Here is a 15,462-nt window from a genome sequence, read left to right on the forward strand (position 1 = left end):
AGCGACCCGTACGTGGTACCCGGCGGCCGGACCTCCCCCACAGCCGGCACGGCGGTGCCGTGGGCGTCCACCGCCAGGGCGCCGCCAACCGACAAGTCACCGGGCGCCGGGGTGGCGGTCAGTCCGTAGCCGGCCGCCTCCAGGAAGCCGAGCAGCGCCTCCAGGCCGGCGCCCGCCTCGACGCGTACGGTCGCGGAGCCCGGCTCGGCACCAGGGCCGCCGAGCTCCATCGCGTTGAGCCGGCGGGTGTCGACCAGCACGACGCGGCTCGCGCAGCCGGTGCCCGCGGTCAGGGTCAGCGGTGCCCAGCCGTGCCGGAAGCCCTGCGGGCGCAGAGCGAACCCGTGCCGATGGGCCCAATTGGCCAACGTCACCACGTCCTGCGCGGTGCGGACGACCGCGGTCCAGACGTCGTCGGCACGTAGCTCGCCCGCCCAGTTCCGGTAGCTCTGCCGGTAGTGCTCCACGCCCGGCGGGAAATCCGGCGGAGCCGGACAGCCGGCGTCGGCCGGGACCGCCACGGCCTCGGGGACCGGCATCCACACCAGAGCCAGCGCGCCGGCAGACGCGGCGAGCATCCGGCGCCGGGGCAACGGCTGCGTCATCCGACCATCGTGTGCCCGCAGGGAGGCGTCCGCACGTCGATCTAGCTACGGACCGACGCTGCCGGTCAGGGCGTGGCCGTAGGCCTCGACAGCCAGGTACGGGTTGAGCTGCGGGTGGCGGCTCGCGACCGACACGTCCAGCCAGAACCGGCGCAGCGCGTTGCTCGTCCGGAAGCCGCTCGCGCCGTGCAGGTCGAGCATGCGTTCGAGTGCGGCCCGGCAGTCGGCCCCCGCGTCGGCGCGGTCCTGGGCCATCCGGCTGCTCAGCTCGTCGGTGATCGTGGAATCCGCGTCGATCGCGGCGGCCAGCGCCAGCATGGTCCGTTCGGCCCGCTGCGTCAGCATGGCCGCCTCGGCCAGCCAGTGCCGGGCGCCGGGCGAGTCGCCCATCCGGGTGTACGAGGTGAAGAACGGCTTGCGGTCCGAGGCGAACATCGCCCGCACCACGTCGAGAGCACCGAAGGTCGCGCCGACGACCGGTGCGAGCACGCCGAGGCCCCAGAGCTGCAACGTCCTGGTGTCGGGCGGGTAGTGCAGCCGCGGACCCGACACCACCCGCGCCGAGGGGATCAGCACGTTGTCGGCGACGACCGTGTGGCTTCCGGTCCCGCGCATGCCCGCCACCTGCCAGGTGCGGTCGATGGTCAGCTCGGCCATGGGAAGCACCGTGATGGCGAACGCGTCGTCGACCATGGCGCCGAGACACGTCCACCGGGCGTCCTCGCACCCGGACAGGTAGTCCCACCGGCCGGTCAGCCGGACCCCGTCCGGGCCGGTCGTGCCTCGTCCCGCCGGTACGCCGGCCGCGCAGAAGATCGCGTCAGGGTCGGCGAACACTTCGCCGAGCGTGCCGTCGTCGAAGTCGCCGAAGGCGAGCATCTGCTTGCTGGTCATGCAGGTGCTGGCGACCCAGGCGGTGGACGGGCAGCCTCGAGCGATGTCGGCGAGCAGGCGCACGACGGAGGTGGCGTCCTTGCCGGAGCCGCCGTAGGCCAGTGGTGTGCCCAGACGGAAGGCGCCCACGGACCGGACGACCGCCAGGCCGGCCGCGGTGGGCCGCATCCGTTCCTCGGTCGCCGCCGCGTTCTCCCGGAGAATGTTGATCACTCTGAAACCGTGCCAGCGAGCAGTGGTGACGGCCATAATCGTGCGGCCCGGCTTCATAACGCTGCGGCCCGTTCGCCCGGATACGATCGCGCGGTGGACTCCATCAGTGAGGTGATCGGCGCGATCCGCGCCGGGCGGCCGAGCGCGTCGCGGGTGCACATGGACGGCGCGTGGGGCATGAGCCTCCCCCGCATCCAGGGAATCGGCTTCCACGTCGTCCTGCACGGCACCGGCTGGCTCGTCACCGATTCGGGCAGTCCCCTCCCCCTGCGGGCCGGCGACGTGGTGCTCGTGCCGTACGGCAAAGCCCACGGCCTCAGCCACACCGACCAGGACACGATCCACCGGCTGGCCCCGCTGGAACTCTCGACGACCCGCTCCGGGACCGGGCCGGCGGATTTCGAGGTCATCCTGGGCTGTTACCGGCTGGACCACAGTCAGCTGCATCGCTTCCTGCGGGACCTGCCGCCGGTCATGGTCACGCCGCTGGACCCGCAACGGCATCCGGAGCGGCGTGCGCTCATCGACCTGCTCACCGCGGAGGTCTCGCAGGACCTTCCCGGCACCGGCGTGACCCGGCCGGCCCTGGTGGACCTGGTCCTGGTCGACGCCCTGCGGCACATCGCCGACCGGAGCGAGCCGGCCGGCCGTGACACCGGGATCGCCGCCACGCTCCGGGAGATCCATGCCGAACCCCAGCAGCGGTGGACCGTCCAGCGGCTGGGCGAGATCGCCGGCATGTCCCGCAGCGTCTTCAAGCGCAAGTTCACCGCCCAGGTCGGCCAGCCCCCGATGACCTACCTGATCGAGTGGCGCCTCAACCGCGGTGCACGGATGCTGCGCGAGACGACGGCTCCGCTGGCGACGATCGCCCGCCAGGTCGGCTACTCCAGCGAGTACGCCTTCGCCAACGCGTTCCGCCGGAGGTTCGGCGTCGCACCGGGCCGGTTCCGCGCCCGGATGACCTCGTAGCATCGCGGCGTGGCTGAGATCGACGAGGTGCTGCACCGGCTGGGCCAGGCGTTCGTGGCGGGCCTGCGGGTGCCCGGCTACCAGCTGACCACCGTGCACCAGCGCGGCACTCAGAGCCAGACCTACACGATGGCGGGTGAGCCGGCCGGGCTGGGCCGCTGGAACAACCTGGACCTCGGCAACGCCATGGCAGCGCTGCCCGGGGTGGCCGGCCGTGGCCTCATTGTCGAGATGATCGGTGATCCGGACGGGACCTACACGATCCACTGGTCGCGGGACCTGCTGTCGCTGCCGGCCCGGATCGTGCTCGACGAGAACTACCGTCTGCCCGGACACGAACAGCCGCCGGCTCGTGCACCCGGCACCACCGATACCGGTGTCACCGATCCGGTCGTGCTGGCCGAGGTCGAGCGGCTGGTCGGCGAGTTCACCGCCCGGCATCATCCGCAGGGATACCCGCCCGGCTACTCCGAGGAGGAGATCCGGGCCGCCGAACAGCAGCTCGGGGTACGGCTGCCGGAGGATCTGCGGGCCCTCTACCGGCTGGTCCGTGACGACAGTGAGGAGTCGGGACTGCTCGACCCGTTCGTCCTCGCCTCTCTGGACGTGCTCGTCGGGTGGAACCGGACGAACCATCCCGGCTACCACGACGGCCTGTTCGACGACATGGTCATCTTCGAGTGCGTGCCGGCCGGGCATGTGCGGCGGGTGTCGTCGAGCAACGGCTGGGTGACGTTCGCCCGCGACTACGGCATGAACTTCGCAGCCGTCGACCTCGATCCGGGACCGCTGGGCCGCGCCGGTCAGGTGATCACGTACGGGCGGGACGTGCGGGCGCCGGTGCAGTACGTCGCGGCCTCGGTCACCGACCTGCTCCGCCGGGCCATCGCGACTCTCGACGACGAACGTCCGTCACCGCCCGACCCCGAGATCTGGGTGGACAGCATCGCGGAGCTGCCGGTGACGGCTCAGGGGGTGGTGCTGCGCACCGAAGCCCCGGTCCGCCTGGCCGATTTCGAGCCCTGCACCGACCTCCGATCTCTGGTGATCCGCGGAAAGGTCCCCCTGGTCGACCTGACCCGGTCCGCCGGGCTGCCGATCGAGCGTCTGCACCTGGAGGCGGCCCGATGGACACCCGCCGCGTTGCCGCCGACCCTCCTCGATCTCACCTTGACCGGCAACGACGAGCCGGCGCCGGTCGCCGAGCTGGCCGCCCTGCCGAGCCTGGCCCGGCTGGATCTGTCCGGGGCGGCAGTGTCGGACCTCGAGGTGATCGCCACGTTCCCCGCGCTGCGAGTGCTGACCCTCAACGGGAGCCAGTGGACGGACCTGCTGGCCGCCGGCCGGCTACCGGAGCAGCTGGCCGGGGTGGGGCTGGGCGGCTCGGCCGGAGTGGGTGACGCCGCCCGGTGGTCGAAGTCCTTCGGGCGGGCAGGCGGCTTCCACACCCTCACCGGCGGGCCTCCGCCCGGGGCGTGAGCTGCCCCTCTTTGCCCTGCCTCATCCGGTGGATCTCCTACTATGCTGACCGGGTGCCTGGCGAATCTGTGCAGCTCCACGGCCGGAAGGACGAGCTTCGAGAGCTGGACCGCCTCTGCGAGAAGGTGCGAGCCGGGCAGAGTGCCGCGTTGGTCATCCGCGGCGAGGCCGGGCTGGGCAAGACCGCTCTGCTGCGGCATGTGGCCCGGCGGGCACTCCCGCATTTCCGGGTCGCCCAGATCGCCGGGGTCGAGTCCGAGGTCGAGCTGGCGTACGCCGGCCTCCACCACCTCTGCGCACCGATGCTGAGCCACCTCGATGCACTTCCCGAACCACAGCAGTCAGCATTGCGGACGGCATTCGGGCTCGCCGCCGGCCCCGCGCCGGATCGTTTCCTCGTGGGTCTGGCCACCCTGAGCCTGCTCGCCGAGGTGGCCGGTAAGCGGCCGCTGATGTGCCTGGTCGACGACGCGCAATGGCTGGACGGGGCTTCGAGCGAGATCCTCGGTTTCGTCGCCCGCCGGCTCGCCGCGGAGTCGGTGGCCATGGTGTTCACCGTCCGTGACGACGGGCAGGGCGCGGACCGGCGTCAGCTGGCCGGCCTGCCGGTGATGTCGCTGGCCGGCGTTTCCGGTGCGGACGCGCGCGCCTTGCTGTCCACGGTGGTGCCGGGCCGGCTCGACCCACGCGTGCTGGACCGGGTCGTGGCCGAGACGAGCGGCAACCCCCTGGCGATGCTGGAGCTGCCCCGCGGCATGAGCCCCGCGGAGCTCGCCGCCGGATTCGGGCTGCCGACGGGCGGCGGAACGGCGGCGGGCCTGGAGAGCCATTACGCCGGACGGCTTCGGGCGCTTCCCGCCGCGACGCAGCAGCTCATGCTGGTGGCCGCCTGCGACAGCACCGGGGACGCCACGACCGTCTGGCGCGCCGCGACCCGCCTGGGCATCGGCTTCGACGCGGCCTGGGCCGAGGTGACCGACGGCCTGTTCGAGGTCGGCGCCCAGGTCCGGTTCCGGCACCCCCTGGTCCGATCGGCTGTCTACCGGTCCGCTTCGGTGGAGGAACGCCGCGCGGCCCACGAGGCACTCGCGCACGCTGTCGATGCCGTCACCGACCCGGATCGCCGCGCCTGGCACCGCGCCCAGGCCAGCTCGGGTCCCGACGAGGAAGTCGCGGTGGAGCTCGAGCGAAGTGCGGACCGCGCCCAGGCGCGCGGCGGGTTCGCCGCGGCCGCCGCGTTACTGGAACGCTCGGCGGGCCTGACGCTAGAGCCCACCGTACGGTTCGAGCGCAGACTGGCCGCCGTACGGTTGCACCTTCGCGCCGGCGCGTTCGACACCGCACTGGCCCTGCTGGCCGCAGCCGAGTCGGAGGCGCCGGACGAGCTGGCCGGGGCCCGCGTCGCGCTGTTGCGCGGGCAGGTGGCGTCGGCGTCCGATGCTGGTGGCGACGCGCCACTTCAGCTGGTCAAGGCGGCCGAGCGCCTGGAACGCCTGGACACGGCCCTGTCGCGCCGGACCTATTCGGATGCCTGGCATGCCGCGATGTTCGCCGGGCATCTCGCCCGGCCCGGCGGAGACCTGCTCGAGGTGGCCCGGGCGGGCCGGGCCGGTCCGCGGCCGGACGTACCGCTGCGCCCGTTCGGCCGCATCCTGGAAGCGCTGCTCGTGCTGGCCACCGACGGCCGGGCGGCCGCCGAGCCGATGCTCCGCGACGCACTGAGCGCCCTGCTCGCCAGTGACCTTCCCGCCGAGAACTGGCTGCACCATGGCGCCCTGGCCGCGACGGCTGCGGCGGCGGTCTGGGACCTGGAGAGCTGGAGCGCGGTGCACGGCCGGCAGGCCAGGCTCGCCCGTGAGCTGGGCGCGCTCGCCGTGCTGCCCACTCCCCTGAGCGGGCTGGCCGCGATCGCGACGTGGCGGGGCGACTTCGAGGCGGCCGCCCGGCTGACGGCCGAGCACGACGCGGTCACGGAAGCTACCGGGACCCGGATCGCGCCGTACGGGGCCATGCTGCTCGCCGGCTATCGGGGACAGACGGAGAGCGCGTCCGCACTTTTCGCGGCGACCACGGAGGACGCGATCAGCCGCGGTGAGGGGCTCGGTGTCGACCACGCACGGTGGTGCACCGCAATCCTGCACAACAGCGCAGGACGGTATCCGGAGGCGATGGCGGCTGCTCAACCGGCTGACCCGAAGGCGCCCGGGCTACTGGTCGGCGCCTGGATGCTGCCCGAGCGCATCGAGGCCGCGGTGCGCTGCGGGGAACGAGACGTGGCTGTCGCGGCGCTGGAGGAGTTCGAGGCCACGGCGAACCCCGGTGCGCACGGCTGGGGCCGGGGCATCGCGGTGCGTTCGCGGGCCATGCTCAGCGACGGCGACGCGGCCGAGGGCCTGTACCGGGAGGCGATCGACCAGCTGGACCGGGCCGCGGTCCGCAGCGAGCTGGCCCGCGCCCATCTGCTCTACGGCGAATGGCTGCGCCGCGAGAACAGGCGTGGCGAGGCCCGGGAACACCTGCGGACCGCTCACGACATGTTCGTAGCGGTGTCGGCCGACGGCTTCGCCGAACGGGCCCGCCGGGAACTGCTCGCGACCGGAGAGCACGTGCGTCGCCGACAGGTCGCCGACCGTACGGAATTGACGCCGCAGGAGGAGCACATCGCGCGACTGGCCCGCGACGGCCGCACCAACCCGGAGATCGCCGGGGAGCTTTTCATCAGCGCCCGCACGGTGGAGTGGCACCTGCGCAAGGTGTTCACCAAGCTCGAGATCACCTCGCGACGCGGACTCCGAGACGCTCTGCCGAGTCATGCCCCGGCGCAAGGGTCGGCGTGATGGCGATCCGGCCGGGCGTACGCCGGATCGCCCTGCTCCTGGCCCTGTCGACCATGCCCTGGACCGCCGGGTGTGGCGGCTCCGCTGAGAGCCCCACCACGGTCGTTTCCTTCGCCGGCGTCCGGGACCAGGGCGCCTCCGGGTACGCCGCGGCCGAGCTGAAAGGGCTCTACGCGCAACAGGGGCTAACGTTCTCGCCCACCTGGGCGACGTCCGGAACGGTGATCCTGCAGGGCCTGGTGAGCGGGGACTTCGACGTGGCCAACCTCGGCCCGGCACAGCTCTACGGGGCCATCAAGAACGGCGCCTGTGCCCGGGTGCTCCGCCCGACCCAGGGCGCGGCCTACAGCGTGATCGCGCAGACCGGCCTCCACCTCGACACCACCCGGCCCTACCCCGAGGTCCTCACCCAGCTGCGCGGAAAGGCGGTCGGGGTCGCCGCCCGCGGCGCTTCGCAGGAGCTCGTGCTCCAGTCGTTGCTGACAAACGCCGGTCTGGACCCGGACACCGACGTCCGGTGGGTGGCGATCGGTGCGGGCGCGGCCGCCACGTCTGCCTTCGCCTCCGGGCAGGTGGACGCGTCGATGTCGTATCCGCAGCTCGAGGTCAACCTCCAGGCCGGTGGCACCGCCTTCGACAAGCTGGTGGACCTCGCCGGCCCGGACACTCCCCTGGGCAAGTTCTGGCAGTCCGTCGCCGTCGCCAACTGCGACTGGGCCGACGACCATCCCGCCACGGTGCTGAAGTTCTGCCACGCACTCAATCAGGGTTTCAAGGCCCTGGAGCAGCAGCCGGACGCCGGGCCGGAGGCGTTCGCCCACCTTGGCGTCGGAGCCGATCCTGACCAGGCGAGAACCCTGTGGGACAAGTACCGGACCCCGGTCGTGGACATCCCTCCGCTCAACGAGGAGAACTGGCAGCACCAGGCAGCTTTCACTCCCGACCGGACGAGTCCGGACTTTTCCGAGTATGTGGTTGATGGCTGCTCGACGGCATGATGACGGCGTGTGGCTGTGGCGCGTCGCCGTGCCGCCCATCGGGATCGCGCTGTGGTACCTCGTGCACCAGCTCGGCGTCATCAGTCCTGTCCTGCTGCCCAGTCCGCGGGCCGTCTGGGGCGCCGGGCTGCAGCTGCACCACTCAGGCGTGCTCTGGCCGAACCTCTGGTCGACGATCAGCGCGGCCCTCCTGGCGCTCGCGTTGTCGGCCGTCGTCGGCATCCCGCTCGGCGTCCTGCTCGGCATGCTGCCCCGGACGTGGGCCGTGCTGGCGCCGTACCTCAACGCGGTCAACAGCATGCCCCGCATCGCCCTCGCGCCGGTGTTCCTGGTCGCGTTCGGCATCGGGCAGAGCTCCAAGATCGCCCTCGGCTTCAGCATCGCCTTCTTCATCTTCCTGATGAACGCGCGCAGCGGCGTGCTCAGCACCGACGAGGAGTACCTCAAGGTGTGCCTCGTCCTGGGTGCGTCACGGTCACAACTGTTCCGCAAGCTGTACGTGCCCGTCGCCGTCCCGGCCATCGTCACGGCGCTGCGGCTGGGCACGGTCTTCGCGCTGCTCGGCGTGGTCGGCTCCGAGATCATCGCCTCCCGGGCGGGCGTGGGCCAGCTGATCACCACGTACTCGGCCACGCTGTCGATGGCCCCCGTCTACGCGCTTTTGACGATCCTCGCGATCTTCACCTCGATCCTGACCATGCTCGTCGGCGCGCTCGAAGGCGCCCTGCTCGGCTGGCAGCGAGCCGATCGTGCTCATATCCGCAGCCGGTCCACGTCCACAGGGCCGGCAAGCGCGCCCACGACGCCCCGTACGGGCCGGGGTTCTGTGCAGTTCCGCTCGGTCTCGGTGGAGTTCCCCCTGCGCGGGTCGCCGCCGCACCGCGTGCTCAGCGACTTCTCGATGACCATCCCCAGCGGGCAGTTCGTCGCCATCGTGGGTGCCAGCGGAGCGGGTAAGTCGACCATCCTCAACGTCGTCTCCGGACTCACCCCGATCACCTCCGGGGACATCACCGTCTTCGACGAGGCCCCACGGGCCGGACGGGCGGACGTCGGCCACATGTTCGCGCGCGACGCGCTCCTGCCCTGGCGCACCGCCCGGCGCAACGTGGAGCTGAGCCTGGAGCTGCGGAGAAGGACGGCGCCGGTCAGGCACGAACGCGCCCGCCGGCTGCTCGATCTCGTGCAGCTGTCCACAGTGGCTGACCGGTATCCGTCCCAGCTGTCGCAAGGCATGCGCCAGCGGGTGGCACTGGCCAGGACGCTGGCGTCCGACCCCGAGCTGCTGCTGATGGACGAGCCGTTCGCTGCTCTGGACGCCCTCACCCGCTCGTCCGTCCGTGACATGTTCCTCGACATCTGGGACAACGAGGAACACCGCAAGACCGTCCTGTTCGTGACCCACGACCTCACCGAGGCCCTGGTCCTGGCCGATCGGGTCGTCACCGTCGCGCACGGTGGGGTCCGGACCGACGTGGAGATCCCGTACGGCCGGCCCCGCGATCAGCGCGCCCTGATGGCCCGGGCCGACTTCCGCGCCCTGTACGACCGCCTCCAGGCCGACCTCGCTGATGCGGACTGAAACGGCGGCGGTCAGGTTCAGTGCCCGGCTGGACGTGTCGGATTTGTTTGCTGGTGAATACCACGTGCCGGCGTACGAACTCTCGATGAGTCGACCGACGGCCGGAACTTGCGGTTTCCCTGTCAACCGCCCAAGTTTCGTCCTGACGCGCTGTCCGACCGAGCAAGGGATAGTTGCTGAAACTGGTCACGCTCGCGCTGCGGTACGCCTGTCGCCGATTGCAGCCTCTGGCGTCGTCGGTCACCCACCTCGATAATCGGTGCCAGCCAGTGATCCAGGCCGTTCTGTGCGCGATCCGGGCGGTGTCAGGCTGGTTCGATGCCACGGGGGGTGGGCTCGTGACCAGGTTGGGATCGGATCCGGCGGTCGCGCGGCGCCGGCGCGTCACTTTGGCGCTGTGCTGGGCGGTTCTCATCCTTGAGGCCTACGACATCGTGGTGTACGGGGCGGCCGTTCCGGCGCTGCTCGGGCATACCGCGTGGGCGCTGGGCGAACGCGAGATCGGGATACTGGGGTCGGTGGCTCCGGTCGGGATGCTGTTCGGCGCGATTCTGGCCGGCTCGTTCGCCGACAGCCGTGGGCGCAGGCCCGTGCTGATGAACGGCGTCGTGGTCTTCAGCCTCGGCACGTTGGTGTGCGCGGCAGCTCCTACGCCCTTCATCTTCGGGGCGGGCCGGCTGATGGTCGGGCTCGGTGCCGGTGTTCTACTGCCGACAGCCGCGGCATTCGTGGCCGAGTTCGCGCCACCGGGTCGCCGTAACGTGTATCAAGGCGTGGTGTTCGGTGGCATCGGGGTTGGTGGGGCCCTGAGCGCATCGGCAGCGATCGCGTTGGCTGACAACGGGTTTCGCGCCCTTTTCCTCGTCGGCGTGTTGCCTGCTGTCGTACTCATCCCGATGTTGCTGCGCTGGCTGCCCGAGTCGCAGGAGTTCCTGGATGCCCGCGAGGGTGCCGCCGGGCTGCGATCCAGCCGCGCGGAGTCTTGGCTGCTACTGATCGACCGCGACTACGCGGTACGGACAATACTGTTCTGGACAGCCACATTCCTGAGTTTGCTGGTCCTGTTCGGCGCGTACACATGGCTGCCACTGCTGATGAATCGAGCCGGGTACGACCTCGGCCCGTCGCTGGGTTTCCTGCTCGTGCTCAACGTGGGCGTGGTTGTCGGTTCCCTGACGTCGTCGCGGCTGGCTGATCGGTTCGGAGGACGGTGGGTGATCTTCGGATCGTTCGTATCGGCGAGCGCGGCCTTCGCGTTGCTGGCCCAGGCACCGCCGATTCTGGCAGGTTATGCCCTGGTGGCGATCGTGGGTGCCGGCGCGGTCAACGCTCAGTTCCTCATATACGCCTATGTCGCAGCGTCCTACCCGACGTTGCATCGCGGTACCGCCATGGGAGCCGCGCTCGGTGTGGGCCGGCTCGGCGGTGTCCTCGGACCGGTGTACGGAGGCTGGCTCATCGCAGAACGCCTGCCGATGGCAGCGGGGTTCTACGGGTTGGCCCTGCCGGCTCTACTGGCGGCGGCGATCGTTGTCGGCTTCCCGGCGACCCCGCACATCGGCTCTCACTAGTCCGCTGACAACTATTCGCAGAGCGGAGGACGTGCAGGCCATCGCCGGCGCCCGGTCACTGGGTCGCCGAGGAGGCGCCCGACCGGACGCTGGCCGCGCTGAACACCTTCCTGGCCCCGTGCCGACGATCGTCCGGCCGCGGCTCGCTCACCCCGGCCTCACCCCGTCACAGCCGACCGGACCATGGCCTTGAACCTCGTCACACCGCTCGACAATGCGGCCGGATGGCTCAGCTCCGAGCCACCCGGCCGCAACGACGCGTCGTATCGCCTCATAAGCCCCTGCTCTACCCGAAGGTGAAGGCGTAGGCCCCGGCGCCCGGATCGACGAACATGATCTCGACGGTTCGCTCGGTGACGTGTCCGTGCTGCCGTACGAGCTGGTACAACCGCTGCTCGTCAAGCGTGCCGAAGCCGTGCTCGTCCAGGTCGGTTCCGTGATCCGGGCCGGGCGGCTGCCCGTCGAGCAGGACCCGGAACGAGATCGGCGTTCCCGGCCTGACCGGACCCATGACCAGGTTGAGGTCGCGGGCGTGGAATCTGCAGGCGATCTGCCCGCCGGCGGTGCCGAGGACGGCGACCTGCTCCTGCACCGTCCAGTCGCCCGACAGAGCCCATTGGTTGAGCCGCAGTTGCGCTGGGGCGAGGTACACGTGCGGCCGGCCCGGCCGGATGCCGCCGGCAGAAGCGAAGTTCGTCGTGCGCGCGTAGCCGGTGTAGTTCTCCGGCGATCGCAGGGTCACCCAGTCGGCCGGGGCTTCGACCCCCCGGGCCTCGACCGATGTCGGCTCGTGGTCATGGTCGGTCGTTCCCGCCTCGATCAGTAGCTGCTGGATGACCATCTCCGACTGCTGGTACTCGCCTTCGCCGAAGTGGTGGTGCCGGACGCGTCCCTGAGGATCGGCGAAGTAGAGCGCGGGCCAGTAGTGGTTGTCGAACGCGTTCCAGATCGCGTAGTTGTTGTCGATCGCGACCGGGTGGTCGATCCGCATGTCCCGGACGGCACGCCGGATGTTGTCCGGGTCGTGCTCGAATTCGAACTCGGGAGTGTGTACGCCGATCACGGTCAGCTCGTGGTCGGCGTATTTCTCGGCCCAGGCGCGAAGATACGGCAGCTGCCGGAGCCAGTTGATGCAGGTGTAGGTCCAGAAGTTGACGACGACGATCTTGCCGGTGAGATCGGATGTCGTCAGCGGCGGCGAGTTGAGCCACCCGGTCGCGCCGTCGAAGGAGGGCAGCTTGCCTTCGACGGGCAGCTCACTGGAGGACGTGTGGAGGCCGGCGGGCGCCGGCCGGCGTGCTGTCATGACAAGCCCCTGACGTCGGTGGTGGTCCGCCTGACCGGCCGGCTAGCGCAGGGACCGGAACGCGGCACGCAGCTCGGCGGCGAACAGTGCCGGCTCCTGCCAGGCGGCGAAGTGGTTGCCCTTGTCCAGCGCGTTGAAGTAGATGAGGTTGGGGTAGGCCTGCTCCGCCCAGCTGCGCGGAACGGTGTAGATCTCGTGCGCGAACGTGCTGACCGCGGCCGGGACGGTCACGCCCTTGGCGTCGAAGAAGCCGACCGTGTTCTCCCAGTACAGGCGGGCCGAGGAGACCCCCGTGTTCGTCAGCCAGGTGAAGGTGATGTTGTCCAGCACCTCGTCACGGGTCAGACCGCCGACGGGCTTGCCGGCAAAAGCAGCCGCGATGTCCTGGTAGCTGGACGCGTCGTGGTTGAGCATCCAGGCGGCCAGGGCGACGGGTGAATCCGCCAGGCTGTACATCGTCTGCGGGCGCGTACCCATCTGCACGCCGTAGCCGACACCGTTCTCGAAGAAGTACTTGAGCTGTTCGAACGTGCGGTTCTCCTCCTCGGACAGCCCGGACGGCGGCGGTCCGGCGGCACCGAACACGTCACGTGCGAGATACGCCGAGATCTCCGCAGGAACCACGCCGGCCATGTTGGTGTGGATGCCGAGCAGGCCCGCGGGTGCGTGCACACCCATGAGATCAACGACGATGGAGCCCCAGTCACCGCCCTGCGCCACGTAGCCCGGGTAGCCCAGGCGCTTCATCAGCACGTCCCAGGCATGCGCGATCCGGTCCGGGCTCCAGCCGAGATCCCGCGGCTTGCCGGAGTAGCCATACCCCGGCATCGACGGGATCACCACGTCGAACGCGTCCGCCGCGCTCGCGCCGTGCGCGGTGGGATTGCTCAGCGGGTCGATGATGTTCAGCAGCTCGATGACCGAGCCCGGCCACCCGTGCGTGGCGATGACCGGCAGCGCGTTCGCGTGCGGCGAGCGGACATGGATGAAGTGGATGTCCACCCCGTCGATCTCGGTGACGAAGTGCGGCAGGGCGCTCAGCCTCGCCTCGCACCTGCCCAGGTCGTAGTCGGTGGCCCAGTAGCGGGCCAGCTCCTGCATCACCGTCTGCTGCACACCCTGCGAGAAGTCGTCGACGAGCTCCGGGTCGGGCCAGCGGGTGTCGATGATGCGGGCGCGCAGTGCCTCGAGTTCCGTCCTGGAGGTGGTCGGGACCGGGAACGGCCGGATAGCGGTGGCCGCGGTTGTCTCTTCGGTCGTGGCTGACATTGTCGAGCTCCCATCTGAAAGGGGTTGCTTCGACACGAAGCCTGCGCGCCTTGACGCTGCTTCGCCCCCGTGCCGGACCCTGGGGCCGGTGCCGGGGTCACCCACGGGGATGGTCCCCGGGGCGGCCCCCGGATGTGCCTGATCGCCGGCGAGCATGACCAAGGGTCACGTGCCCGTATCCGGGACGGCCAGTGCAGTCGCCAGCTCCCGCCGCGAACGGATACTGAGCTTGGTGAAGACGTTGCGGAGGTGCCACTCGACCGTCCGGGGGCTGAGGAAGAGCCGCGAGCCGACCTCGGGGTTGGACAGCCCGTCGCGGGCGAGTCGCGCGATCTGCCGTTCCTGAGGAGTCAGGTCATCGGGTGTGCCGACCGCCCGCTTGCGGACGTGTTCGCCCACCGCGGCAAGCTCCCCGCGGGCACGTTCCGCGAACGCGTCCATCCCGATCGAGGCCAGCATCTCGTGGGCGGCGTGCAGCTGTTCACGCGCGTCGGTCCGGCGGTTCTCTCGGCGCAGCCACTCGCCGTACAGCAAGTGGGCGCGGGCGGTTTCCGGGCGTAGCTGGGTACGGCTCAGCCGCTCCACGGCGTCGCGGTACAGCCTGTCAGCGGCGTCTCCGTCGCTCAGCAGCGCCTGGCAGCGGGCTTGCATGCCCAGCGGAAAGTCGCCCTCGAGCGTCTGCGTCGCCTGGGTGAGGCGCGCATGCGCCTCGCGGGCCAGGCTGAGGTCGCCGACGCGTACGGCCGCCTCGACGAGTTCCGGCAGCAGCCATACGAAAACCCAGTGATGAGGGGCGGTCTCCGAGACGGCCACCTGAGCTGCTGACACGGCTGGCGCGTACCGGCCGAGACCATTGTTCAGCACAGCGACCGCCCAGAGTGCCCGGACACCTGCCGTGCCCTGCTCACCGAAGCGGGCGATCGCGGCGGATACCTCATCTTCCCTGCCCTGCAGCGCGCGAAGACGAAGCACGGCGTAGGGCGGCACGGGACTGCTGGTGGCTGCGGTCACGCTGTCGATCTCTGCGATGAGTGACTCAGCGTCCGCGAAGTTTCCCGTCCAGGCAGTCGCCATCGCCAGATAGGTCAGATGGCCCGGTAGCGCCGCGAACTCACCGGCGTCACGGACGACCTGGACGTTCCGGGTAGCGACGGCGTACCAGCCCTCGTTGTCCCAGAGCGCGTTGTGCGTGCCCACCGCCATCCAGCCCCACCGCAAGATGTCCTCTACCGGCATGTCCGTGAGCGCGATCGCGGCTTGCCGCATTGTCGGTGTCGCAGCCGCGAAGCCGTCGATGATCAGCTGGGCAAAGCCGCTGAGGAGCAGATCTCGTGGGCGCGGAGGATCCTGCCGCGAGGGCAGCGCCTGTACGCCCCGGCAGATCTCCTCGATGACGTCGTGTGCCGCGCGGTCCTCCGCCATCCCTGCCATGCCCCAGGCAGTCAGATACGTCTCCCGTGCAAGATCCACCTCGGCAGGTGCCAGCCGGGCGACGGCATCGCGCAGCAACGGCAGAGCTTCGGCCCAGCGACCAGCACTCAAGGCGATGTGAGCGCGGATCCTGCTGGCCTGTGCATGCTGAAGCGCATCAAGGTGCCCTGCCTGCGCCATGGCGACCAGCCGCAAAGCCGTGTCCTGCTCGCCGGCCCGGTAGCTGGCCTGCGCAGCGGTCAAGGCTCGACGCGCGCGCCGGCCCGCTTCGCTGCTCAGCGCGACGGCGCGCAGCAGGAACGCGG

General features: G+C 70.5%; 11 protein-coding genes. 6 read left to right on the top strand and 5 right to left on the bottom strand.

Annotation, left to right across the window (positions count from 1 at the left end):
* Together AB0C29_RS10155 and AB0C29_RS10160 are read right to left on the bottom strand one after the other, a co-directional pair.
* Positions 1 to 605: FAD-binding protein (locus AB0C29_RS10155; RefSeq protein WP_360817966.1), on the bottom strand; the 605-nt coding region annotated here is incomplete at its 3' end.
* 45 nt (positions 606 to 650) lie between these two features.
* Complete coding sequence (locus AB0C29_RS10160) at positions 651 to 1,712, bottom strand: acyl-CoA dehydrogenase (protein ID WP_360817969.1); 1,062 nt, start codon at positions 1,710 to 1,712, stop codon at positions 651 to 653.
* A gap of 93 nt (positions 1,713 to 1,805) precedes the next feature.
* Here AB0C29_RS10160 and AB0C29_RS10165 point away from each other — a divergent pair, with 93 nt between their 5' ends.
* The 6 genes from AB0C29_RS10165 (at position 1,806) to AB0C29_RS10190 (ending at position 11,151) form a co-directional block, all read left to right on the top strand.
* Positions 1,806 to 2,684 (top strand): AraC family transcriptional regulator, encoded by an 879-nt coding sequence (locus AB0C29_RS10165; RefSeq protein WP_360817972.1) that lies wholly within the window; start codon positions 1,806 to 1,808, stop codon positions 2,682 to 2,684.
* Between the two features lie 9 nt (positions 2,685 to 2,693).
* Positions 2,694 to 4,163, top strand: coding sequence for an SMI1/KNR4 family protein (locus tag AB0C29_RS10170; protein WP_360817975.1), 1,470 nt, complete (start codon positions 2,694 to 2,696; stop codon positions 4,161 to 4,163).
* A 53-nt stretch (positions 4,164 to 4,216) separates the two neighbouring features.
* Complete coding sequence (locus tag AB0C29_RS10175; protein ID WP_360817978.1) at positions 4,217 to 7,000, top strand: AAA family ATPase; 2,784 nt, start codon at positions 4,217 to 4,219, stop codon at positions 6,998 to 7,000.
* Positions 7,000 to 7,998: an ABC transporter substrate-binding protein gene (locus tag AB0C29_RS10180; protein ID WP_360817981.1), complete on the top strand. Its 999-nt coding sequence runs from the start codon at positions 7,000 to 7,002 to the stop codon at positions 7,996 to 7,998. The genes AB0C29_RS10175 and AB0C29_RS10180 overlap by 1 nt, the downstream gene beginning before the upstream one ends.
* Before the next feature lie 7 nt (positions 7,999 to 8,005).
* Positions 8,006 to 9,580, top strand: a complete 1,575-nt coding sequence (locus AB0C29_RS10185) for an ATP-binding cassette domain-containing protein (RefSeq protein ID WP_360817984.1) — start codon at positions 8,006 to 8,008, stop codon at positions 9,578 to 9,580.
* 173 nt (positions 9,581 to 9,753) lie between these two features.
* Positions 9,754 to 11,151, top strand: coding sequence for an MFS transporter (locus AB0C29_RS10190; protein ID WP_360817987.1), 1,398 nt, complete (start codon positions 9,754 to 9,756; stop codon positions 11,149 to 11,151).
* 286 nt (positions 11,152 to 11,437) lie between these two features.
* Here the strand turns inward: AB0C29_RS10190 and AB0C29_RS10195 are convergent, their stop codons facing one another.
* The 3 genes from AB0C29_RS10195 to AB0C29_RS10205 form a co-directional block, all read right to left on the bottom strand.
* The gene (locus AB0C29_RS10195; protein ID WP_360817990.1) at positions 11,438 to 12,457 is read right to left on the bottom strand and encodes a thioredoxin family protein; all 1,020 of its coding nucleotides are present in this window, start codon (positions 12,455 to 12,457) and stop codon (positions 11,438 to 11,440) included.
* A gap of 42 nt (positions 12,458 to 12,499) precedes the next feature.
* Positions 12,500 to 13,726 (bottom strand): epoxide hydrolase family protein, encoded by a 1,227-nt coding sequence (locus AB0C29_RS10200; protein WP_360817993.1) that lies wholly within the window; start codon positions 13,724 to 13,726, stop codon positions 12,500 to 12,502.
* Positions 13,727 to 13,891: 165 nt separating this feature from the next.
* Positions 13,892 to 15,462: LuxR C-terminal-related transcriptional regulator (locus tag AB0C29_RS10205; RefSeq protein WP_360817996.1), on the bottom strand; the 1,571-nt coding region annotated here is incomplete at its 5' end.

Origin of the sequence: Actinoplanes sp. NPDC048791 (assembly GCF_040650095.1) — a bacterium.
GTDB lineage: Bacteria > Actinomycetota > Actinomycetes > Mycobacteriales > Micromonosporaceae > Actinoplanes.